This window comes from Chitinophaga alhagiae (assembly GCF_003568665.1).
Taxonomy (GTDB): domain Bacteria; phylum Bacteroidota; class Bacteroidia; order Chitinophagales; family Chitinophagaceae; genus Chitinophaga; species Chitinophaga alhagiae.
The window spans coordinates 267,446-288,987 of sequence record NZ_QXMH01000001.1; the positions used below are offsets into that span (position 1 = coordinate 267,446).

20 protein-coding genes are annotated in these 21,542 nt (G+C 53.5%); 12 read left to right on the top strand and 8 right to left on the bottom strand.

All coding sequences use genetic code 11. The features are described 5' to 3' along the window. Window positions 1-35 precede the first annotated feature (35 nt). The 8 genes from D3A97_RS01050 (at window position 36) to D3A97_RS01090 (ending at window position 7,513) form a co-directional block, all read left to right on the top strand. Window positions 36-857 carry a ParA family protein gene (locus tag D3A97_RS01050; protein WP_119075781.1) on the top strand — a complete coding sequence of 274 codons (822 nt, stop codon included), beginning with the start codon at window positions 36-38 and terminating at the stop codon, window positions 855-857. Continuing rightward, entirely contained in the window at window positions 841-1,758 is a 918-nt protein-coding gene (locus tag D3A97_RS01055; protein WP_119075783.1) for a ParB/RepB/Spo0J family partition protein, read from the top strand. The genes D3A97_RS01050 and D3A97_RS01055 overlap by 17 nt, the downstream gene beginning before the upstream one ends. 10 nt (window positions 1,759-1,768) lie before the next feature. Continuing rightward, complete coding sequence (locus D3A97_RS01060) at window positions 1,769-2,428, top strand: DUF5683 domain-containing protein (RefSeq protein WP_157986296.1); 660 nt, start codon at window positions 1,769-1,771, stop codon at window positions 2,426-2,428. Window positions 2,429-2,447: 19 nt separating this feature from the next. Beyond that, on the top strand, window positions 2,448-3,164 hold the full coding sequence (dapB, locus tag D3A97_RS01065; protein WP_119075788.1) for a 4-hydroxy-tetrahydrodipicolinate reductase: 717 nt from the start codon (window positions 2,448-2,450) through the stop codon (window positions 3,162-3,164). A 75-nt stretch (window positions 3,165-3,239) separates the two neighbouring features. After that, window positions 3,240-3,656, top strand: a complete 417-nt coding sequence (locus D3A97_RS01070) for an RrF2 family transcriptional regulator (protein WP_119075790.1) — start codon at window positions 3,240-3,242, stop codon at window positions 3,654-3,656. A gap of 979 nt (window positions 3,657-4,635) precedes the next feature. Continuing rightward, window positions 4,636-5,325 (top strand): phosphoadenylyl-sulfate reductase, encoded by a 690-nt coding sequence (locus D3A97_RS01080; RefSeq protein WP_119075796.1) that lies wholly within the window; start codon window positions 4,636-4,638, stop codon window positions 5,323-5,325. A 20-nt stretch (window positions 5,326-5,345) separates the two neighbouring features. After that, the gene (gene cysD / locus D3A97_RS01085) at window positions 5,346-6,251 is read left to right on the top strand and encodes a sulfate adenylyltransferase subunit CysD (protein ID WP_119075799.1); all 906 of its coding nucleotides are present in this window, start codon (window positions 5,346-5,348) and stop codon (window positions 6,249-6,251) included. A 17-nt stretch (window positions 6,252-6,268) separates the two neighbouring features. Beyond that, entirely contained in the window at window positions 6,269-7,513 is a 1,245-nt protein-coding gene (locus D3A97_RS01090; protein WP_119075802.1) for a sulfate adenylyltransferase subunit 1, read from the top strand. A 148-nt stretch (window positions 7,514-7,661) separates the two neighbouring features. On the opposite strand, the gene D3A97_RS01095 is transcribed toward D3A97_RS01090, so the two are convergent. The 3 genes from D3A97_RS01095 to D3A97_RS01105 all read right to left on the bottom strand — a co-directional run bounded on the left by D3A97_RS01095 (window position 7,662) and on the right by D3A97_RS01105 (window position 12,955). Continuing rightward, on the bottom strand, window positions 7,662-9,281 hold the full coding sequence (locus D3A97_RS01095) for a hypothetical protein (protein WP_119075804.1): 1,620 nt from the start codon (window positions 9,279-9,281) through the stop codon (window positions 7,662-7,664). A gap of 125 nt (window positions 9,282-9,406) precedes the next feature. Further along, window positions 9,407-11,770, bottom strand: coding sequence for a TonB-dependent receptor (locus tag D3A97_RS01100; RefSeq protein ID WP_198673813.1), 2,364 nt, complete (start codon window positions 11,768-11,770; stop codon window positions 9,407-9,409). A gap of 225 nt (window positions 11,771-11,995) precedes the next feature. Continuing rightward, window positions 11,996-12,955 (bottom strand): NAD-dependent epimerase/dehydratase family protein, encoded by a 960-nt coding sequence (locus tag D3A97_RS01105; protein ID WP_119075810.1) that lies wholly within the window; start codon window positions 12,953-12,955, stop codon window positions 11,996-11,998. 160 nt (window positions 12,956-13,115) lie between these two features. Between D3A97_RS01105 and kdsA the strand changes: the two genes are divergently transcribed. Further along, entirely contained in the window at window positions 13,116-13,934 is an 819-nt protein-coding gene (gene kdsA, locus D3A97_RS01110; protein ID WP_119075812.1) for a 3-deoxy-8-phosphooctulonate synthase, read from the top strand. A 109-nt stretch (window positions 13,935-14,043) separates the two neighbouring features. Further along, window positions 14,044-14,382, top strand: a complete 339-nt coding sequence (locus D3A97_RS01115) for a hypothetical protein (RefSeq protein ID WP_157986297.1) — start codon at window positions 14,044-14,046, stop codon at window positions 14,380-14,382. Between the two features lie 78 nt (window positions 14,383-14,460). Here the strand turns inward: D3A97_RS01115 and D3A97_RS01120 are convergent, their stop codons facing one another. Both D3A97_RS01120 and D3A97_RS01125 read right to left on the bottom strand, forming a co-directional pair. Continuing rightward, window positions 14,461-15,270, bottom strand: a complete 810-nt coding sequence (locus D3A97_RS01120) for a DUF4382 domain-containing protein (protein WP_232825811.1) — start codon at window positions 15,268-15,270, stop codon at window positions 14,461-14,463. 151 nt (window positions 15,271-15,421) lie between these two features. After that, entirely contained in the window at window positions 15,422-15,643 is a 222-nt protein-coding gene (locus D3A97_RS01125; RefSeq protein ID WP_119075817.1) for a PspC domain-containing protein, read from the bottom strand. Window positions 15,644-15,844: 201 nt separating this feature from the next. Between D3A97_RS01125 and D3A97_RS01130 the strand changes: the two genes are divergently transcribed. Together D3A97_RS01130 and D3A97_RS01135 are read left to right on the top strand one after the other, a co-directional pair. After that, window positions 15,845-18,118, top strand: a complete 2,274-nt coding sequence (locus tag D3A97_RS01130; RefSeq protein ID WP_119075820.1) for an aconitate hydratase — start codon at window positions 15,845-15,847, stop codon at window positions 18,116-18,118. A 105-nt stretch (window positions 18,119-18,223) separates the two neighbouring features. Further along, on the top strand, window positions 18,224-18,853 hold the full coding sequence (locus D3A97_RS01135) for an HD domain-containing protein (RefSeq protein ID WP_119075823.1): 630 nt from the start codon (window positions 18,224-18,226) through the stop codon (window positions 18,851-18,853). 113 nt (window positions 18,854-18,966) lie between these two features. On the opposite strand, the gene D3A97_RS01140 is transcribed toward D3A97_RS01135, so the two are convergent. Genes D3A97_RS01140 through hutG form a run of 3 tightly spaced genes read right to left on the bottom strand, consistent with a single transcriptional unit; the run spans window position 18,967 to window position 21,537 of the window. After that, window positions 18,967-20,001, bottom strand: a complete 1,035-nt coding sequence (locus D3A97_RS01140; protein ID WP_119075826.1) for a DUF4421 domain-containing protein — start codon at window positions 19,999-20,001, stop codon at window positions 18,967-18,969. Between the two features lie 28 nt (window positions 20,002-20,029). Further along, window positions 20,030-20,521: a metallophosphoesterase family protein gene (locus D3A97_RS01145; protein WP_119075829.1), complete on the bottom strand. Its 492-nt coding sequence runs from the start codon at window positions 20,519-20,521 to the stop codon at window positions 20,030-20,032. Continuing rightward, the gene (gene hutG / locus D3A97_RS01150; protein WP_198673814.1) at window positions 20,518-21,537 is read right to left on the bottom strand and encodes a formimidoylglutamase; all 1,020 of its coding nucleotides are present in this window, start codon (window positions 21,535-21,537) and stop codon (window positions 20,518-20,520) included. The genes D3A97_RS01145 and hutG overlap by 4 nt, the downstream gene beginning before the upstream one ends. Window positions 21,538-21,542: the final 5 nt, after the last annotated feature.

Genomic DNA, 21,542 nt, shown 5'->3' on the forward strand with positions numbered 1-21,542 from the left:
TATCCTATTCAACCTTAGAATTTAAGACAGAAAAAATGGCAAGAATCATTGCAATCGCCAATCAGAAAGGGGGCGTGGGGAAAACCACCAGCGCTATTAACCTGGCCAGCAGCCTGGCGGTACTGGAGTACAAAACACTGCTGGTAGATGCCGATCCTCAGGCCAACAGTACCACCGGGCTGGGCTTTGACCTCCGCAACATCCAGCAGAGCCTGTATGACTGTATGGTGAACGACGTGCAGGCGCGAGACGTGCTGCTGGAGTCAGACACCCCCAACCTGAAAGTATTGCCCTCCCACATAGACCTGGTAGGCGCGGAACTGGAGCTTATCAACCATCCCAACCGGGAAAGGGTGATGAAAAATGTGATAGATGCTGTTGCGGGAGACTATGATTTTGTTATTGTAGACTGCTCCCCTTCCCTGGGCCTGATCACAGTGAACGCCCTGGTGGCCTCCCATTCCGTGATCATTCCCGTACAGTGCGAGTTCTTTGCGCTGGAAGGCCTCGGTAAACTGCTCAATACCATCAAGATCGTACAAAGCCGGTTAAATACAGACCTGGAAATAGAAGGCATCCTCATGACCATGTATGACGGCCGCCTGCGCCTGAGCAACCAGGTGGTGGACGAAGTGAAACAGCACTTTGAGGAAAGCGTGTTCAACACTATTATTCACCGCAACACCAAACTGGGTGAGGCGCCCAGCTTCGGCAAGTCAGTGATCATGTACGATGCCATGAGCACCGGCGCCATCAACTACCTGAACCTGGCGAAGGAAATCCTTCAAAAACATAACTTTACAAAGATCAAAACAGAAGATAAAATCCTAGCTATTAACGATGACCAATCCGAGTAAGAAAGAGGCGTTGGGGAAAGGCATCCGCTCGCTGCTGCAAAACATAGACACAGACCTGAAGCAAACCTCCGGCGCACTGGCCGAGCAGGTGGTAGCGCAGGCTACCGGCATAGAGCGCATTCCTTTGGACCTGATAGCGGTCAATCCGAAACAGCCGCGCAGGGACTTTGATGAACAGGCATTGCAGGAGCTGAGCCAGTCCATCAAGCTGCACGATATCATTCAGCCCATTACCGTGGCCAAGCTGGGCAAAAAGTACCAGCTGATAGCCGGGGAACGCCGTTTCCGCGCCAGCAAAATGGCCGGGTTGAAAGACATTCCCGCTTACGTGCGCCTGGCTAACGACCAGGAACTGCTGGAACTGGCCCTGCTCGAAAACCTGCAGCGCGAAAACCTGAACGCCATAGAGATAGCCCTCAGCTACAAACGCCTGATGGAAGAAGTATCTCTCACGCAGGAACAGGTGGCAGACCGCATGGGCAAAGAACGCAGCACCGTTACCAACTACATACGCCTGCTGAAACTGCCGCCAGACATCCAGGTGGCCGTTCGCAACGCCAAGCTGAGCATGGGCCACGCCCGCACCCTCATTGGTGTGGAAAACGTGGAAAAACAGCTCTACATTTTTGGCGAGATCATGAAAAACGGGCTTTCTGTACGCCAGACGGAAGAGCTGGTGCGGAAAGTGAACCATATAGACAAGGGGAACGTAAAAAAGCCCGCCAAGAACACCCTGCCGCCGGCCTATCAGAAGATCCAGGACAACCTGGCCTCTCATTTTTCCACCAGGGTCAACCTGGAAAGAAGCAAGAACGGAAAAGGAAGCATCAGCATAGAGTTTTATTCAGACGAAGAACTGGACAGCATCCTGGAAAAATTATCATTATACGGTGAAAAATAAAACAGGGTACGTGCTTGTATATACCCTGTTGTGCCTGTTATTCTTACCCGCTATTACGAGCCATGCACAGGACACAACGGGCAACCGCATGATCAGGGATTCCCTTGCGCGCCGCCATGCAATGCCCGTTCAGCGAGACACCGTGATAGTGGACCCTACCGTGATAGACAGCCTCCCCGTTGATTACAAAGCACTGCACAGCCCGCGAAAGGCCGCGTTTTACTCCGCCGTACTGCCGGGGCTGGGGCAGATATACAACCGCGAGTACTGGAAAGTGCCGTTGGTATACGCCGCGCTCGGCGTGAGCACCGGGGTGTTCATCTGGAACATGGACAAGTACAAGGAATTTCGGGATGCCTACCGCATGCGGAGAGCCAACCAGAACAACCCGGCCTACGAAGACAAGTACCCGAACTATACCAATTCCGACCTGACATACCTGCGCGACGCTTACCGGCAGTACGTGGACTATTCCGTGCTGGTATTTGTGGCCGCGTATGCCCTCAATATTGTGGATGCCACTGTATTTGCGCACCTCCGGCAGTTTGACATCAGTGATGACCTGAGCATCCGCATTTCACCCACCCTGCTGAACAACCGCACCCCCGGCATTGGCCTGCGCCTCTCCCTGGGGCCCCGTAAGGCAAAGCCGGGATTGGCTTTCAGATAAATTCAGACACACAGATATTATGAAGATAGCATTAATAGGATACGGTAAAATGGGCAAAACCATTGAAGCGATTGCCCAGCACCGCGGCCACGAAATTGTACTCAGGATAGACATCAACAGCCCGCACCTGCTTGAAAAGGAACACCTGCAGCAGGCAGACGTGGCCATTGAGTTCACCACGCCTGAAACCGCCTACCATAACATTCTGAAATGTTTTGCCGCCAACGTGCCCGTAGTATGCGGTACTACCGGCTGGCTGGAGCAGCTGCCCGCTGTAAAGGCCCAATGCCTGGAACAGCACCAGGCCTTCCTTTACGCCAGCAACTTCAGCGTGGGCGTGAACATCTTTTTTGAGCTGAACCGCCGGCTGGCGGAACTGATGGCTCCCCAGGGCGCATACAATGCCAGCATGGTGGAAGTACACCACACGCAGAAAAAAGACGCCCCCAGCGGTACCGCCATCACCCTGGCCGAGCAGATACTGGAAAAACTGCCCGCCAAAACCGGCTGGGTGAACGAAACCACGCAAGACCCCGCCCTGCTGGGCATTGTGTCTGAAAGAACAGACCCCGCCCCCGGCACCCATATTATTCAATACGACTCGCCTATAGACAGCATTACCATTACCCATACCGCCCACTCCCGAGAAGGCTTTGCCGCCGGCGCTGTAACCGCCGCGGAGTGGCTGAAGGGCAAAAAGGGCATTTTCAGCATGAAAGACGTGCTCAGCCTGTAGCCAGCCCTTAAAGCAGCCGGTTTTTTGTTATATTTGTATTTTGAGAGTGCAATTACAGAAGATCTATAACCAAATATGCTATCTAAAAAAACACAGTACGCGTTTCACGCATTAATATACCTGGCAGAGAACGTTGATAAAGGCCCTATCCTCATTTCGGAGATAGCGGCTGAAAAGAACATTTCCATCAAATTCCTGGAAAACATTCTGCTGGAGTTGAAAAATGCGGGTATTTTAGGCAGCAAAAAAGGTAAAGGCGGCGGTTACTACCTGATGCGCCCCCCCAAGGAAATACCCATGGCGCGCATCATCAGGCTGCTGGACGGGCCTATTGCCCTGCTCCCCTGCGTAAGCCTCAACTATTATGAACGCTGTGAGAACTGCAAGAACGAGGCGGTTTGCGGGTTGCACGAAGTGATGAGCAAAGTGAGGGACGCCACGCTTAAATTACTGGAAAACAAGTCGTTAAAAGACATCCTGACCAGGGATTAACGTTATTTTATATGGGTTATAAGCAGGGAAAGGCCGGTGGTCTTTCCCTTTTTTATGGCAGTGATGCCCCTTTTCGTTAACACGGTCTGCCAACGCGGGCTCTTTAGCGCCCGCCATCATATTTCCTTCAAAAATACTCAGTTGTAGGTATTGCACCCGCCTTACGGCTGCAGTACTTTTGGTTCAGACAATTACCGGAAGGTGATGGTTCCCGCCCCGCGAAAAAAAGGCCCGTGCCTTCACCCGCAAGGTGGGGTTTAATAATCTAAAGAAATGGTTGACCAATAGCATTCCGGGAAATGTTAGTGTTTTTCAGGTTTAAAGATTTTTTTCGTTCCCCAGGAAAGTTGGCAAAAGCCCCGGATATTCCGGGGCTTTTTGCTGCAAAATGGCCCGCATCCACACCGTAACCAACACTTTACACCTCCAGGCCCCCGTCCCCTCAGCGGCCACCATTTCGCAACCATCTAATTCACAGCATATTACGGCCCTTCGAAAGCCACCCTTTCCAAAAATGAGCGGCCGGTCTTATAGTTTTGGTTGATCTATCATCCTAGGGTTATCCTAGGGTTTTCTTAGGGTTATCTTAGCATTTTTAGTATTATAAACCCTAGCATGACCCTAAGATAACCTTAGGGTAACCATAGGTATATCCATATCAGGCAAAGGGAGCACCCTTTCCGGTCTATCAGGAGATGCGCATCCGGCAAATGACCACCCCTTTTCACCCGGGCAAAGCCTACAGATATCCGTACCAGGAGATGCGCATCAGGCAAATGACCACCCCTTTTCACCCAGGCAAAGCCTACAGATATCCGTACCAGGAGATGCGCATCCGGCATATGACCGCCCCCCTCACCAGCCATCCCCAAAAACACCCCCATCCCCTCATTTCCCACTTTTTTTCCCCGCCGCATATTTTAGTCTATCTTTTTTATAGGATTTATGTATTTTTGTTATCCGGTAGAGGAAGCATTACATGAAAGATTTAACAGGGCTCATTGCCCAGCAAACGGATATAGCCACGGGAATACGCATACTAACGGAAGAATTTCCGGGTGCAGTAGCCTTTTCCACTTCTTTTGGCCAGGAAGACCAGGTGCTGGCAGACATCATCTGGCGCAACCAGTTACCTGTTCGCGTATTTACGCTTGATACCGGCCGGCTCTTCCAGGAAACGTATGACCTTATGGACCTTACCCGGGCCCGCTACAAACAGCCTTTCGAGATCTACTTCCCGGAAACGGCCGCTGTGGAGGCACTGGTGAAAGAAAAGGGCATGAACAGTTTTTATGAGTCTGTCGAAAACCGAAAGGAGTGCTGTCATATCAGGAAAGTGGTACCCCTCAACAGGGCGCTGCAAGGCACCAAGGTCTGGATAACCGGGCTGCGGGCCGAACAGAGCGAGAACCGCCACAGCATGCCGGCACTGGAATGGGATGAAGCCCGCCAGCTTTACAAGTACAACCCCCTCATCCATTGGACGTTTGAAGAAATGACCGCATACCTGCAGAAAAACAACGTGCCGTACAACCGGCTGCACGATAAAGGTTTTATCAGCATTGGCTGCGCTCCCTGTACCCGCGCCATAGAACCGGGAGAACATCCCCGAGCCGGCCGCTGGTGGTGGGAAAGCTCCCAGAAGGAATGCGGTTTGCACGCAAGTTGATCAAAGTATAACATCATTATATGAGTAGTATTCAATGGCAATTTCCGAGAGCGCTGGAAGATGAGGCCATCTACATCCTCCGCGAAACAGCCGCACAGTTTGAACGGCCTGCTATCCTCTTTTCAGGCGGGAAAGACTCTATTACCCTGGTACGCCTGGCCCAGAAGGCCTTTCACCCGGGCAAGATCCCCTTTCCCCTGCTGCATGTGGACACCGGCCACAACTTCCCGGAAACTATCCAGTTCCGTGACTGGCTGGTGGAATCACTCGGCCTGGACCTGATCGTTCGTAATGTGCAGGACAGCATTGACCAGGGCAAGGTAAAAGAAGAAACCGGCAAATATGCCAGCCGCAACGCCCTCCAGACGGTGACCCTGCTGGATGCAATAGAAGAGCTAAAGTTCGACGCCTGCATTGGCGGCGCCCGCCGCGATGAGGAAAAGGCCCGCGCCAAGGAAAGGATATTTTCCGTGCGTGACGAGTTCGGCCAGTGGAACGCCAAAATACAACGCCCCGAACTGTTCGATATGCTAAACGGCAAGATCAACATCGGCGAGAACGTAAGGGTGTTCCCCATCTCCAACTGGACGGAGCTGGACGTATGGAATTACATACGGGAAGAAAACCTGTCCATCCCCTCCATCTACTTCTCCCATGAAAGGGAGATCATTGAACGTGACGGGATGTACTGGCCCTACTCCGAGTTTCTCAACACCACCGAAGAAGAGGTGCCCTTCCGCTCCAAAGTACGCTTCCGTACGGTAGGCGATATGACCTGTACGGCCGCAGTGCTTTCCGAAGCAGATAAACTGGAAGACATCATCACCGAAATACTGGCCGCCAAGATCTCCGAGAGGGGCGCCCGTATTGACGACAAACGCTCCGAAGCTGCCATGGAAAAACGCAAGCAGGCGGGGTATTTTTAAGCATATAACAAGAGAACATGGACGTTTTACGTATAACCACCTCCGGTAGTGTTGACGATGGCAAAAGCACCCTCATAGGGCGCCTGCTGTACGATACCAAATCTATCACGCAAGATAAAATGGAAGCCCTCCAGGCAGCCAGCAAACGCAAGGGGCTTGACTTTACAGACCTTTCCCTGCTGACGGACGGGCTGATCGCGGAAAGGGAACAGGGCATCACCATTGACGTGGCGCACATCTATTTTTCAACGCCTAACCGCAAGTACATTATCGCGGATACCCCGGGCCACTTTGAATATACCCGCAACATGGTAACCGGCGCTTCTACCGCGCAGGTATCGCTCATTCTTATAGATGCCCGCAAAGGCATTGTGGAACAGACCTACCGTCACTTCTTCATTGCCTGCATGCTGCGCATTCCGCACCTGGTAGTATGCATCAATAAAATGGACCTGGTGGAGTATGACGAAGCGCGCTTTTCCCAGATCGTGGAAGACTTCCAGCAACTGCTGAAAGGTTCTTTCTATGAAAATAAGACCGTGAAGTTTGTGCCTATTTCTTCGCTGTATGGCGAAAACGTGGTGACCAAAACGGAAAAGATCAGCTGGTACAAAGGCGGCCCCCTGCTGGAGTACCTGGAACAGATCACGTTTGACGAAAATGACCGCATACATCCCGCACGCTTCCCGGTGCAATACGTTATACGGCCCAAAACCGAGCAACACCACGATTTCCGGGGCTTTGCCGGTAAAGTGGCCAGCGGCAGCTTCCACGTGGGCGCCGAGATCGTATCGCTGCCCAACGGCCAGCGCAGCAAGATCAAGACCATTGAAAAGTTTGAGCAGCAGCTGCCTTCCGCGCATGCGGGAGAAAGCGTAGTGATCACGCTGGAAGATGAAATAGATATCAGCCGCGGCAACCTGCTGGTAACGCCGGATGCCGTTCCGGAAGGCCGCAAGGAAATTACCGCGCAGATCTGCTGGATGGACCAGCAGAAGCTCACCGCGGGTAAAACCTACCTGCTGCAGCATGGCGCCAACCGCATCAAGGTGAAGGTACAGCAGTTGCACAGCGTAACTGAAGTAACCACCAACCTGGTACAGGAAAAAACGGAGATGGGCCTGAACGACATCGGCAAAATAACGCTGAAAGCAGCGCAGCCCGTATTTGCAGATACCTACGCCGCCAACCCTGCCAACGGCACGTTCATTCTGGTAGACGAGTTCAGCAACGCTACCGTGGCCGTGGGTTTTGTGGAGTAACACCGCACATTTATCAACTGGAATATAAAGCCGGAGGCACATCGCTTCCGGCTTTTGCTGTAAGGCTGGCGTCCATGCCGCCAGGGATAAAGTTCACCGCTGCTTCTCTGGCGCAGCACCCGCCTTTATCTCCCACAGATGCCCTTGTTCAGTTCAGATCCAGCCACACCAGCTGTACCGCCTTCCGGTTTTCCGCCGTGCGTTTCAGCGTAACCAGCGTACCTGTTTCCGGGTCATAGTCTGCAATGGCAAACAGCGCTACAGGGCTGGGCTGTTTGGCTTTTGTATCAAACACCGCGTCCCGGGAGGGAATGATCTCCTTCCCTTCCAACGCGTAATAAAAACCCTGTGCGTCGCGGGCATCGCGCAAAATGGCGAGCTTGCCTTTTTCAATACGGTGGTTATTTTCCTCCAGGTCGTTCATAAAAATATAATCCCGCTGGCTGCCGGGAATGTAGGTGAAGAACTTGTACTGGTCCGCCCAGTTCAGTTTTTCAATGGCGTTCTCCCGGTTCTTCTGGTAAAATGCTTTCATGATCACGCCGGGGTTCATCTGCTTCTTCGGGATCATCCAGCTTCTCAGCGGCTTGCCTGCGGCGTCAAAATCCATCACGGCCACGTTGGCCAGTATGGTGCTGACCACTACGGGCGTACCGTTCATCAGCCGCATGTGGTTATTCAGCTCTTCGAAAATAATAGTGTAGCCGCCGTCCTTTTTGACGATCACGTTCTGCGGCACGCCTTCATACGCGGCCTTGGGGCCAAATATTTCCAGGCTCTTGAGGTTCACCCGTTCCGGTACAATTTCCGCCGCGGCAGACATGATCATGCTGTCCAGCCGTACGGTGCTGAGCCAGGTGGCCGTCTTCTTGTCTTCATTCATGCCGGCCTGCAGCAAAATAAGCTGGTGGCTGTAAGGGTTGTGTTTTACAAAACCGCCCTGTATGGGCATGCCTTTGGGAAAGGGCAATTCCCGGAAGCGGAAAAAAATATGCCCGCTATCCAGCGTAGCCAGTTTCATTTCACTGCTGCCTGTTTCGAACAGGGCGTTCTGCTCCATGCCCAGGATGCATAGCATCTTATCCCCTATCACGGCCATGTCCCAATAGCGGAAACGCCTGTCTTCCCGGCTGCCGGAAAAGCGGGCGCGGCTGATCTCGTGGTGGTCAGCGGCGTAGTGTACTACTTCATACCCGCCGTTCTGCGGATCGTCTGAATTATAATACATCCATACGGCGTAGTTTTCGCTATAGGGGTCTTTGATCACCAGAAAATCAGAGCTGGTAGTGATCTTTCTTTTGCGCAGGTTGATCTTGTCCAGGTGCGCTACCGTGTCTTGCCGCAGCAAGCGGCCGGTTTGGCCGCTCAGGCGCAGGCGCATCAATACGGGGCGCCGGGTGGAGCGGTCGCTCACCAACAGGGTGGCGTCTCCGCCAGATTCAAACGCGGCGTCCAGGCTGGTGGCCTTGTAACCGGCCAGGGTGCTATCCTGCACCTGGCGGGCCGTATTGTACAACTGCACGTTCAACCCCTGCTTTTCTGAAAAATATACGAAGAGGGTGTTGCCGTTTTTGAGCTGCAGCACGCGGGCAATGCCTTCCGCCGGCTCCGGGAAAGCCGGGCCTTCTGCAAGGGTGGTCACGCAGCTGCCGGTGGCACCGCGGTGAGCAAGGTGGTAGGCATTCTTGCCATCTGGCTTTACAACCGGCTGCGCGCGGCTCATCACAGGCACGCCAGCCAGCATGAACAGGCATAGGGCGGTTTTCATGCTTTCATAGGATTTACTGCAATATACCAAATTAAAATAATATGTATATAAGAAAAGAGGCCGTCTCCGCTGGCCGCATTGCCGGAGACGGCCTCATGGCTGTTTAGCGCTTCATTACCAGCAGCTTAGAATTTCAGCGCCACGCTGGCGGCAATGTTCCGTGTTTTCTGCGCCATGGTATTGGTATTCCAGTATTCTTCGTTCAGCAGGTTATTGAGCTTCAGGTTCAGGCTGTACCGGGCATGGTCATAGAATACGGTGGCGTTCACCAGCGTATATCCCGGCAGCGTAAAGGTGTTGCCGGTATCGAACCAGGAATCGCCCACGTAGTTGCCCCCGGCGCCAAAGCCAAGGCCTTTGGCCGGGCCGTTCACCAGCCGGTAGCTGATCCAGAGGTTGCCGATGTGTTCCGGCGCCCAGGTGGCCAGTTTGCCTTCCACGGCAAGGCTTGCTTTGGTAAACCTGTTCTCGTTATTGCCGTAGCCGGCCACAATATTCAGGCCCGGCAGGGGGTTGGCAATTACTTCCACCTCAAACCCCTTGCTGCGCTGCGTTCCGTCCTGAATGGTCACTGCGGGGTTATCAGGGCGCAGGTACGTTGAATTTTCTACCTGGATGTCGTAGTAGCTCAGGGTGCTGCTCAGTTTCCCGTCAAAGAGTTCCAGTTTCACACCGCCTTCCAGCTGGTTGGCCCGCTGCGGCTTCAGCGGCTCCGGCGTACCGCCGGGCGTTTGTACGGTAGGCGGCAGGTTCTGGAAGCCGTTCATGTAGTTGGCGAATAGGGCTACTTTATCTTTCACCGGCTGGTATACGATGCCGAATTTGGGAGAAAGCGTGGTTTGTTCGTACGCCCCGCTCGTTTTACCGGTATTGGCGTTATAGTTGCCCTCATTCACATTATGGTCCAGGCGGAGGCTGAGCATTACCAGCAGGTTGGGCGTGAGGTCTACCACGTCAGACACATAGGCGCTGTAAACATTGCGGATAGATCTGGTAGCCGTCCATGGCAGCTTTGCGCCCCAGGCGTCCAGCGCGGTAACGTCTATGGTGGGTATGGCGCCTCTCATGTTCACCGTGTCATAATTGTACTGCGCGTAAGGGGTGCGGTTGAGGCGGGAATAATCGCGCGAATAATCAAGCCCTATCACCATCCGGTTACGGAAGGAGCCTATCTTGAAATCTCCGTTGAAATTCTGCTGCAGCTGTGTATTGCCGAACTTGTCCGGCATGAAGAACGATATCTGGCGGGCCAGGGTGGAGTCTGTCTGCCAGCTGAACACGATGTACTGGAAACGGTCATAGTACCCTTCGGAAACGGCATAGTGCGTGTTGGACGTCCATTTGTCGGATATGCGGTATTGCGCATGGGCAAAAACGCTGTTGATGGTATTCTGGTTGTACACTGAATTGCCAATGATGTTGCGCCCATGTGGCAGTTCCACTTCCGCGAAGCTCTTCGCTTTTACGTTGGGGCCTATGACCCAGCTCAGCGGCGGCGCGCTCCATTTCTGGCCTACCCTTTCGTATTCCAGGCTGAAAGTGAGGCGTTCACTGGCTTTGTAAACAATACTGGGGGCAAAGGAATAGCTGCGGGCGTAGCCCCTGTCCTGGAAGGAGTTCTCTGCCTGGAAAGACGCAGTGGTGCGCACCAGCACGGTCTTTTCCGCATTAAGGGGCGTATTGATGTCTGCCGTGATGCGGCTCAGCTCCCAGCTGCCGCCGGTAAAGGCAACTTCTCCGCGGAAGGTCTCGAAAGGCTTTTTGGTGATGTAGTTCAGCACACCGCCATAGGATGGCTTAAGGCTGCCAAATAAAGTGGCAGACGGGCCTTTAATGGCCTCTATACGCTCCAGGTTAACGGGGTCTTCCGGCCCGATGGCGCCTGTATTCAGACCATTGCGCACATTGGCGAAAGTGGAAAAGCCGCGGGACATGGCGCCAGCCGATCCGCCGCCGGCCTTCATGGTCATCACGCCGGGAATATTGCGGAACGCTTCCGCCACATCCGTGGTAACCTGTTCCTTGATCAGGTCTTTGCCGATCACCGAATATACCTGCGGGTTCTCTATATTTTTAATGGGCAGGCGGGCTATCCCTTCTGTTTCCTTATTGGCAAACCGGTTGTTCCGCCCGTTCACCACTACTTCCTGCAATTGCTGGTCTGATATTTCAAGCTGCAGGTCTACCCTTGCAGTACCGCCCGCGGTTACGGTAACGGCGCGGGAGCGGGTAACATGCCCTACGAGAGACACGGCAATTTCATAATTTCCCGCGGGCACGTTCCGCATGGTAAAAGTGCCGTCTTCTCCTGTAAAGGCCACTTTCTTTGTGTTCTTCAGCACAACGGTCACAAACCCGGCAGGCGCATGGCCGGAAGTGGTAATAGTGCCTCTGATGGTGCCCCTGCCTTCCTGGAAGGCAAACAGCGGAGCGCTGGAAAGTAACAGGGAGATAACGAGCATCAGGTATTTGTAGCAATTTCGCCGCATATTTTTTTGCCGCAAAATTCTACGTTGGCAGGGAGGGCGGGTAATCTGATCGGGAATATTATTTACGCAAACAGGAATATGTAATGACTTGACAAAAAGAGCGGCCATCCGGCGCCTCCAATAAAAACGGGGCTGACCGGTATCTTCCGGCCAACCCCTTGTGTGTCTTGCAACCTTCAGTATTTTGTTGTAACCCTCATGGCTATATGTTGCTGGCAGGCGTTATTACTGCATTCCTTTTTGTTCTTTCAGGTTCTTCAGCATGTCTTCCGTCATTTTCGGCAGGTCATATTGCGGTTGCCAGCCCCAGTCTTTGGCGGCCTCGCCATCATCTATGCTCTGCGGCCAGCTGTTGGCAATATCTTGCCGGTAGTCTGGTTCGTAGCTGACGGTGAACGCGGGGATATGTTGCTGGATGGCGCCGGCAATTTCTTTCGGGGAAAAGCTCATACCGGAAAGGTTATACGCAGAACGTACGGTGATGCGGGCGCTGTCTGCCTCCATCAGCTCAATGGTAGCGCGGATGGCGTCTGGCATGTACATCATGGGCAGGTACGTATTTTCAGAGAGGAAACATTTGTAATGCCCTTCATCCAGCGCCTCATGGTATATTTCCACCGCATAGTCCGTAGTACCGCCGCCCGGGGCGCTCTTGTAGCTGATAAGGCCGGGGTAGCGCAGGCTGCGCACGTCTGTGCCGTAACGGTGATGGTAATATTCGCACCACCGCTCCCCTGCAAACTTGCTGATGCCATAAATAGTGGTTGGTTCTATGATGGTATGCTGCGGGGTGGTCTCTTTGGGAGAATTGGGGCCAAACACCGCAATGGAGCTGGGCCAGTAGATCTTGTCAAGCCCCTCTTCCTTGGCAATGTCCAGCACGTTCAGCAGGCTTTGCATATTGATGTGCCAGGCCAGCAGGGGGTTCTTTTCCCCCGTGGCGGAGAGGATGGCGGCCAGCAGATAAACCTGGGTAATGTTATGGCGTATCACCAGCACGTGCAGCATTTCCTTGTTCATCACGTCCAGAGATACGTAAGGGCCGGTGCCTTTCAGCAGCTCATGCTCCTCCCGCAGGTCCGAGGCCACCACGTTGTTGCCGCCGTACATTTTACGCAGCGCCAGCGTGAGTTCCACGCCTATTTGCCCGCAGGCGCCTATTACCAGTATCTTGTCTTTCTTCATAACAGGTTTAATATTGTTGTCAAATTAACGCCAAGCGGCCATATTAGCTGAATGGCCTTCCCAAACAATGACAATACAATAACAATTTGCTGCTCCACAGGTTGCGATTCGTTGGGGTATTATCAGGAGGCAAGTCCGGAAATAACTTTAATTTTGCGCCATGAAAACTTTAAAATCACTGTTCAAAGAACAATATAATCCCGAAAATTTCTTTTTGATTGCCGGCCCCTGCGTCATAGAAGAGGAAGACCTGGTGATGGGCGTGGCAGAAAAAGTGTCTGCCATCTGCAAACGGCTGCATATTCCCTACGTGTTCAAGGCCTCCTACCGCAAGGCTAACCGGACCAGCATCAATTCTTTTACCGGCATAGGCGATGTGGAAGGGCTTGACCTGCTGCAAAAGGTGGGGCAGACCTTTAACCTGCCTGTTACGTCAGATATTCATTCCGCCGCGGAAGCGGCCATGGCGGCCGCCTATGTAGACGTGCTGCAGATACCGGCCTTTCTCTGCCGGCAAACAGATATTTTGCTGGCCGCGGCAGACACCGGCAAGGTGGTGAATGTGAAAAAAGGCCAGTTCGTAAGTGGAGACGCCATGAAATTTGCCGTGGAAAAGGTCCGGCAGGCAGGCAATGAGCACATCCTGCTCACGGAAAGAGGCACTACGTTCGGGTACCAGGACCTGGTGGTAGACTACCGCAACATCCCCATCATGAAAGGCCACGGCGTACCCGTGGTGATGGACTGCACCCACTCCCTGCAGCAGCCCAACCAGACCAGCGGCGTAACGGGGGGCAATCCCAAAATGATCGGCACCATTGCCAAGGCGGCCATTGCCACCGGGGCGGACGGGCTGTTCATCGAGACCCACCCTGACCCGGCCAAAGCCAAGTCAGACGGCGCCAACATGCTGCGGCTGGACCTGCTGGAGCCCCTGCTGGAAGAGCTGGTAAGGTTGCGGGAAGCGGTGAAGGCCTAAACTGTTCCGGCCTTCCGGTATTGGTTGCCATTAGTTTTTTCCCTATATTCAACTACACTAATTAAGTAGCACCATGATTAATTTTTCAGAATTAAAAGTCGGTGATATAGTGCTGGCGAAATTTGAGGAACAATTGACCGAAGGCAACATTGTGCAGCTGGACGCAGAAAACCGGCAGGCCTGCGTACTGCACGGCGAACAGGAGATCTGGTACTCCCCGGAAGATCTTTTTCCCATTCCTCTCACGGAGGAACAGCTCATCAGGCTCAAATTCAGGAAAACGGAAGAAGGGTACGTGCGCGGCCCCTTTACCGTACAACTGCCCAACGGCAGTGACCCGCATACGGTGCTGCATTACCGGGACGAGACCCGAAACATTCCCGGCAGCCTGATGGTACATCAATTGCAAAATCACTATCAGGGCATGACGTTGTTTCACCTTGATTAGGCAACACATAAAAAAACCGTTCCGGCAAACGCCGGAACGGTGTCTTAGTGGTCCCTCATGGTATGCGCAGCAGATTATTTACTTTTTTTGCAGCCTTACCGTATCCACCGTAGTTACCTGGCCCAGGGTAACCGTTACCCCGTCTTTCACCAATGGTAAAAAAGTAGTGTCTACCGGCAGGTAGTGCATGGAATAGGTGCCCGCTTCAATACCCCGCAGCAGGTAGCCGCCGGCGGCGGTGTACGTGCTGGCAATGGTATCCGTACCGCGGATGGCCAGTACGGCCGTTTGTACGGTATCAGGCAGCACAAAACCTTTGATGTTGCCGCCTACAGCTTCCAGTACCGCGCGGATCACGGGTTTCAGAATGTACTTGCCGCTGTTGCCCGCCTCCACAATGGATTTGGCCACGTCAAAATCAAGGGTGAGCTTGTTGATGATACCGCCAATTACGGGCTGGTGAATGTTCAGCTTCAGGCCTGATTGCTGCGCGCTGGGTGTGGTCAGCATCAGTTTTTCTCCCCGGTTGGTAATGATGTAGTTGTTGTCTCCCAGCACCAGCCTGAGCTGGCTGATACGGCCGCTGGGTATTTCGGCATCCGCCAGAATGGTGTCTTTGTCATTCACCAGGTCCAGCAGGTTGTACATCCCCGGTTGCACGCCGGGCAGGCTGGTCCAGTTCTGATCGTCCGCGTCCGTTACGTTGATGCGGATGTCTTTCACGTCGATCCACACTTCCTGGTAATCTCCGGGATCATCCGTTAATGCGATCTGCAGCCTGGCCTTGCCTTCGTTAGGGTTGCCGTCTGTTTCGTAGCAGGAGGTCAGTGAAGAGGTTGCGCCCAGCAGCAGGGCGCCCAGCGCCAGGTTTTTCAATGTCATCATCATATGTTTGTTTAATGGTTTACGTGTCTTATCACACCCACGCACAAGATTAGAACAGCAGTTTTAGGAAAAGTTTAACGGGGGTATAAATAAATTATCCGCTTCCCCGCGGAGCGCCGGGACAGAAGGAAATTAAGAAAGAGAAATATATGTTTTAAAGATAACGCAGGGGGTTTCTGCGGGCTTTTGAGATATAACTCTTGATGTTCATCCAGAAAGCGAGGATCATATAAACGATCAGGGGCGATCCCATGGTCAGAAAGGTGGCATAAATAAAGAAGAGGCGGATCCTGGAGGTGGCGATGCCTAATTTTTCACCCAGGGCCGCACACACACCAAAGGCCTTCCATTCTACAAAGTCTTTGATTTTATTCATCAGTCAATGTTTGTCTTTTCAACGATCTGATGGAACCGGCATAAACCATGCCCGGTTTCATATATCAAATTTATTCCAAATCAAAGAAAATAGCAAATGAAATTCCCGGAACAACCGTGAGCCTTACTTTAAAAACTTTACGAAAATGATTAACTTCGCGGTGCAATTTTTAATGTAATCGCTCTTAAATTATTTATTTCCATGGTGTTTGATATTGAAATGATTAAAAAATTGTATGCGGAGCTGCCCGGGAAAGTAGAAGCAACCCGGAAGTTATTAGGTCGCCCGCTTACATTGGCCGAGAAGATCCTCTACGCTCACCTTTATGCACCTACCACCTCTTCTTATGAAAGAGGGAAGTCTTATGTGGAGTTTGCCCCTGACCGTGTAGCCATGCAGGACGCCACCGCGCAGATGGCGCTTTTGCAGTTCATGACCTGCGGCCGTGACCAGGTGGCGGTGCCTTCCACCGTTCACTGTGACCACCTGATACAGGCAAAAACCGGTGCTGCCGTGGATCTGGCCACTGCTATCGACACCAACAAGGAAGTTTACGATTTTCTGGCCTCTATTTCAGATAAATACGGCATCGGCTTCTGGAAGCCCGGCGCGGGCATTATTCACCAGGTAGTGCTGGAGAACTACGCGTTCCCCGGCGGCCTGATGATCGGTACGGACTCCCACACGCCCAACGCGGGCGGTTTGGGCATGCTGGCCATTGGCGTAGGCGGTGCTGACGCGGTAGATGTGATGGCGGGCCTCCCCTGGGAGCTGAAAATGCCGAAACTGATCGGCGTGAAGCTCACCGGCAAACTGAGCGGCTGGGCCTCCCCGAAAGACGTGATCCTCCGCGTGGCAGGTATCCTCACCGTAAAAGGCGGCACCGGCTGCATCGTGGAATACTTTGGCGAAGGGGCGGACAGCCTGAGCGCCACCGGTAAAGGCACCATTTGTAACATGGGCGCGGAAATAGGCGCTACCTGCTCCGTATTTGCGTATGACACCAAAATGTCTGACTACCTGAAAATTACCAGCCGTACCGAAGTGGCCCAGCTGGCAGACGGCGTGAAAGAGCACCTGCGCCCGGATGAAGCGGTATACGCAGACCCCGCCAAGTTCTACGACCAGGTGATCGAGATCAACCTGGACGAGCTGGAGCCTTATGTAAACGGCCCCTTCACCCCTGACCTGGCATGGCCTATCTCCAAATTTGCACAGGCCGTAAAGGAAAACAACTGGCCCGAAAAGCTGGAAGTAGCCCTCATCGGTTCCTGCACCAACTCTTCCTACGAAGATATCAGCCGCTCGGCCTCCCTGGCCAAGCAGGCCATCGATAAAGACCTGGAAGTACATTCCGAGTTCACCATCACCCCCGGTTCAGAGCTGGTACGTTACACCATTGAAAGGGACGGCCTGCTCAACACTTTTGACCAGATCGGCGGCGTGGTGCTGGCTAACGCCTGCGGCCCCTGCATTGGTCAATGGGCCCGTCATATAGACGATCCCAACCGTAAAAACTCCATCATCACCTCCTTCAACCGCAACTTTGCAAAGCGTAACGACGGCCTGGCCTCTACCCACGCCTTTGTAGCCTCCCCGGAAATTGTGACCGCGCTGGCCATTGCCGGTTCCCTCACCTTCAACCCCCTAACGGACAAGCTGAAGAACAAAAAAGGAGAGGAAGTGAAGCTGGACGAGCCTACCGGTTTTGAACTGCCGCCCCAGGGCTTTGACGTGAAAGACGCCGGTTACCAGGCCCCTGCTGAAGACGGCAGCGGCGTGCAGGTAATTGTATCTCCCACGTCAGACCGCCTGCAACTGCTGGAAGCGTTCTCCGCCTGGGAAGGTACTGACCTGAAAGGACTGCAATTGCTCATCAAGGCAAAAGGCAAGTGTACTACAGACCACATTTCCATGGCAGGCCCCTGGTTGAAATACCGCGGCCACCTGGACAATATCTCCAACAACATGCTCATTGGCGCTATCAACGCGTTCAACGACAAAACGGATACCGTTAAGAACCAGCTCACCGGCGAATACGGTGCGGTGCCCGCCACCCAGCGTGCTTACAAGGCCGCTAAGCTGGGCTCCGTGGTAGTAGGTGACGAAAACTATGGCGAAGGCTCCAGCCGCGAGCACGCCGCCATGGAGCCCCGTCACCTCGGCGTTCGTGCCATACTGGTGAAATCCTTTGCCAGGATACACGAAACCAACCTGAAAAAACAAGGCATGCTGGCCCTTACCTTTAATGACAAGGACGATTACGAAAAGATCCAGGAAGATGACAGCATAGACATCCTGGGCCTCACGGATTTTGTTCCCGGCAAACCGCTCACCGTTGTGTTCAACCACAAAGACGGCAGCAAAGACAGCATCTCTGTGAACCACACTTACAATGAACAACAAATTGAGTGGTTCAAGGCAGGTGGCGCGTTAAACGTGATCAGGGCACAATTTGCCGCTGCAAAAAAATAACAGCGCTTTAACACTTTTTATAAGGCCCCGTTCCACCCGGAACGGGGCTTTTGTTTTCCCGCTGGCCCGTTATTTGCAAATATTGGGTAACCCACCCTGTACAGTATGCAGATAGCAGAGATCAAGGAAAACTGGATGCAGCTTACTTCCAAAACCGGTTGCACCACGGAATCAGCGCTGACTGGTATAGACCATATCATCCGGCAATATTCCGCGGCCGGCCGTCATTACCATAACCTCGAACATCTTTGCGACCTGCTCTACCTGCAACAGCAATACGCCCCCCTCGTCATTGACAATGACAGCCTGCTGTACGCCATCTTTTTCCACGATATTATTTACGCCGTTACCCGCAAGGACAATGAAGAGAAAAGCGCGCAGGAAGCCCTCCGTTTTTTGCAAAACACCAGCCTGCCCGCAGACCGGCAGCAAAAAATATACGGCTACATTGCCGCTACCGCGGGGCACCTGAACCCGCTGGCAGACCCAGACCTGGACTACCTGCTGGATTTTGACCTCTACATACTGGGCACGCCACCCGCCCAATACAGCGCCTATGCAAAAATGGTAAGAAAAGAATACTGGCTGTACCCGGATTTTATGTACCGCAAAGGGAGAAAAAAAGTGCTGCAGCATTTCCTGGGCCAGCCCCATATCTATAAAACACCCGCGTTCAGGGAAAAATACGAACAGAAAGCCAGGGAGAATATGGAGCGCGAGCTGGAAGCGCTTTGACGCGGGCCTTCGGCCGGAACATTGCATGGGAATAGCGCTGGCAGACGGTCATGCATCAAAAGAGTTGCCCCGGGAGCATTACAGCACTGAGAAAGCCCTGGCTGATGACCACTTTAAAAAAGCGGCTTCTTCAATACCAGCCGCCGCGCAATGCTGAACCGCAGGTTACCGGTGCCGAACACCTGGTGCGCCCGCGGCAGCGGTGCGTTGCTGCGGGTGATCATGTCTGTATAATGCAAACCTATGAAGTAATAGCTGGAATTATACCCGGCCGCCAGCCGCACCGTATTGTTGACCTGCCAGCCCCAGCCGGTGGTGCTGGGCCGCCCGTCGCTATAACGGAGGCGGGTATGGTTGAGGCCCGCGCCGGCTGATACGGAAGCGGTCACAAAAAAATATTTGGCCAGCACCAGCGTGTAGGCATAACCGGCATTGGCGGCAAAGCCTACCGTATAAGTGCCCTTGAACGGATCATCTCCCAAAAAGCCCGGCATGTTGAGGCTGCCGGGTATCAGCGCGGAGTCTCCCCGCAGCTGCCAGCTGAACACCTCCCCTCCCGCCAGAAAAGATCCGGCGCTTTTTTTCTGGTATTCGTTCTGCATAAAGGCCGCACGGTAAGAAAAACGTTCGTCGTTAAAAATATACTGCACATGCAGCCCAAGGTCTGTGTTAAAAATGTCTGGCCTAAAAGATGCGGGAGGGCGGGTAAACGCATTGCTGATGCGCTTTTCCGGCTGGGCCTCGTAATAGCCTTTGTAGTACTGCCCGTAGAAATCAACTACCAGCTTGCGCAGGTAAAGATGCGCCTGCAGATCGAGGAACTTTGTTTTTCCGTACTTGTCATCATCATTGTTAATGAAAGGCAGGTTGAAAGCAAAATTGACGTTAATGAATTTATAGGCGGCGCCAAAACCCACGTTATTGGCCGTATTGGGGCGGTAGCGCACCCTTTCTTTCAGGTTTCTGTCCGCCATGTCGTAATAGGTGTACTTCCGGGAACCGAAGAGGCGCAGCGTCAGGTCTGCCGTATGATCTTCTATATAGCTGGAATCATTCTTCACCTGCAGCAGCTGCAATATTTTTTGCGCCGTGGCTACACGGGCAGGCAACATACAAACGGTCAGCATCACTGCAGGTAAAAACTTCATAAGCAACAGTCGCGTCTATAAATATACACTAATCCGGTAATTCTATCACTTCCAGTGCTTTTATCTCTCCCTTGTCCAGTTGGAAGCGTACAAGGGTTTTTACTTTGTGCCAGCCCTGTTTGCCGCATGCGCCGGGGTTGATGTGCAGCAATTGCAGCGGGGGGTCAGGTATTACTTTCAGAATGTGGGAATGGCCGGTGATGAAGAGCTGCGGCTTTTTTTCGCGGATGTGGGGTTTCAGGGCGGGCGTATATTTGGGAGGGTAGCCGCCGATGTGCGTCATCCATACCTTCACGCCTTCACAGATGAACAGGTTATGCTCCGGGTAACGGATGCGGATATCCTGCCCGTCTATATTGCCGTATACGGCGCGGAGCGGCTTGAACGCTTCCAGCTCATCTGCCAGCGCTACGCTGCCAAAATCCCCGGCATGCCATATTTCATCTACCTCTGCAAAATATTTGAACACCTGCGGGTGCAGGTAGCCGTGCGTGTCAGACATCAGGCCTATCTTCTTCATACCGCTAAAGTAGAATAATAATTCATCACAATTTCAAACACCAGCGACGCGGCCAGTTTGGCGGTACGCTGGTCTGCGTCAAACGCGGGGTTCAGTTCCGCAATATCCGCACCGGCCAGCTTGCCGCTGCGCAGTACGGTACGGAAACAGTCCAGGAACAGCGCGTCCGGTATCAGCCCGTTATAGGCCGGGGCGCTTACGCCGGGGGCGTAGGCCGCGGCAAACACATCCAGGCAGGTGGTCAGGTAAATGTTGTCGTTTTGCCGTATAAATGCCTGTATGGCGCCAATGAGGCGCTCCTGGTACTTGAGCTGGAAGAGCGATGCGGGCAGGTACTGCACGCCCAGCGTTTCAGCGGCCTGGAAGAGCCGGGGCGTATTGCTGTTTTGCTGAATGCCCAGCGCCAGGTAATGGAAAGGCTGCCCTGCCTGCGCCCGCTCCTGCGCTATTTGCCAGAAGCCTGTGCCGGAGCCGGGGCCTGCGGCATCCGGCTCCCGCAGGTCAAAGTGCGCATCGAAATTAACAATGCCCGGTTGCTGCGCCCCGCTGTGGCGGCGGATGCCACGTTCATGGGCATACGCTATTTCGTGCCCGCCGCCGAAGAGTACCGGCAGGTAGCCGGCCTGCAATATGTGCTGCACGGTAGCAGACAGTACTTCCTGCGCCGCTTCCAGCTGCCCGTCCGTACACACCACATCCCCAGCGTCTACCAGTGCATGCGCGCCGAAATGTACGGGAAAGGAAGCGCAGGCCCTTCTCAATGCCAGCGGGCCTGCTGCTGCGCCTGTTCTGCCTTTGTTGCGCCGTACGCCCTCGTCACAGGCAAAACCGAGAAAAGCAATGCCTTTGCGGCCTGCGGGCAGTGCCGGCAACGGGTGGTGGCTGATGTTGACCGGCTGTATCACCTGGTGCCAGCGGCGCACGTCCGGCTCCTCTCCGTCTATGCGGCCCTGCCAGGTACCGGCGGCCGTGGGTTGATAGTATGCCAGCATGTTTTCAGGTATTATGATGGTCATATAAA

Excerpts from the sequence above, each read along its gene's own strand:
- D3A97_RS01145 (WP_119075829.1), bottom strand. The coding sequence starts at position 20,521 with ATGAAGAAGATAGGCCTGATGTCTGACACGCACGGCTACCTGCACCCG.
- kdsA (WP_119075812.1), top strand. The coding sequence starts at position 13,116 with ATGAAAACTTTAAAATCACTGTTCAAAGAACAATATAATCCCGAAAAT.
- hutG (WP_198673814.1), bottom strand. The coding sequence starts at position 21,537 with ATGACCATCATAATACCTGAAAACATGCTGGCATACTATCAACCCACG.
- D3A97_RS01125 (WP_119075817.1), bottom strand. The coding sequence starts at position 15,643 with ATGAATAAAATCAAAGACTTTGTAGAATGGAAGGCCTTTGGTGTGTGT.
- D3A97_RS01055 (WP_119075783.1), top strand. The coding sequence starts at position 841 with ATGACCAATCCGAGTAAGAAAGAGGCGTTGGGGAAAGGCATCCGCTCG.
- dapB (WP_119075788.1), top strand. The coding sequence starts at position 2,448 with ATGAAGATAGCATTAATAGGATACGGTAAAATGGGCAAAACCATTGAA.
- D3A97_RS01105 (WP_119075810.1), bottom strand. The coding sequence starts at position 12,955 with ATGAAGAAAGACAAGATACTGGTAATAGGCGCCTGCGGGCAAATAGGC.
- D3A97_RS01100 (WP_198673813.1), bottom strand. The coding sequence starts at position 11,770 with ATGCGGCGAAATTGCTACAAATACCTGATGCTCGTTATCTCCCTGTTA.
- D3A97_RS01070 (WP_119075790.1), top strand. The coding sequence starts at position 3,240 with ATGCTATCTAAAAAAACACAGTACGCGTTTCACGCATTAATATACCTG.
- D3A97_RS01130 (WP_119075820.1), top strand. The coding sequence starts at position 15,845 with ATGGTGTTTGATATTGAAATGATTAAAAAATTGTATGCGGAGCTGCCC.
- D3A97_RS01120 (WP_232825811.1), bottom strand. The coding sequence starts at position 15,270 with ATGATGATGACATTGAAAAACCTGGCGCTGGGCGCCCTGCTGCTGGGC.
- D3A97_RS01090 (WP_119075802.1), top strand. The coding sequence starts at position 6,269 with ATGGACGTTTTACGTATAACCACCTCCGGTAGTGTTGACGATGGCAAA.
- D3A97_RS01095 (WP_119075804.1), bottom strand. The coding sequence starts at position 9,281 with ATGAAAACCGCCCTATGCCTGTTCATGCTGGCTGGCGTGCCTGTGATG.
- D3A97_RS01140 (WP_119075826.1), bottom strand. The coding sequence starts at position 20,001 with ATGAAGTTTTTACCTGCAGTGATGCTGACCGTTTGTATGTTGCCTGCC.
- cysD (WP_119075799.1), top strand. The coding sequence starts at position 5,346 with ATGAGTAGTATTCAATGGCAATTTCCGAGAGCGCTGGAAGATGAGGCC.
- D3A97_RS01080 (WP_119075796.1), top strand. The coding sequence starts at position 4,636 with ATGAAAGATTTAACAGGGCTCATTGCCCAGCAAACGGATATAGCCACG.
- D3A97_RS01050 (WP_119075781.1), top strand. The coding sequence starts at position 36 with ATGGCAAGAATCATTGCAATCGCCAATCAGAAAGGGGGCGTGGGGAAA.
- D3A97_RS01135 (WP_119075823.1), top strand. The coding sequence starts at position 18,224 with ATGCAGATAGCAGAGATCAAGGAAAACTGGATGCAGCTTACTTCCAAA.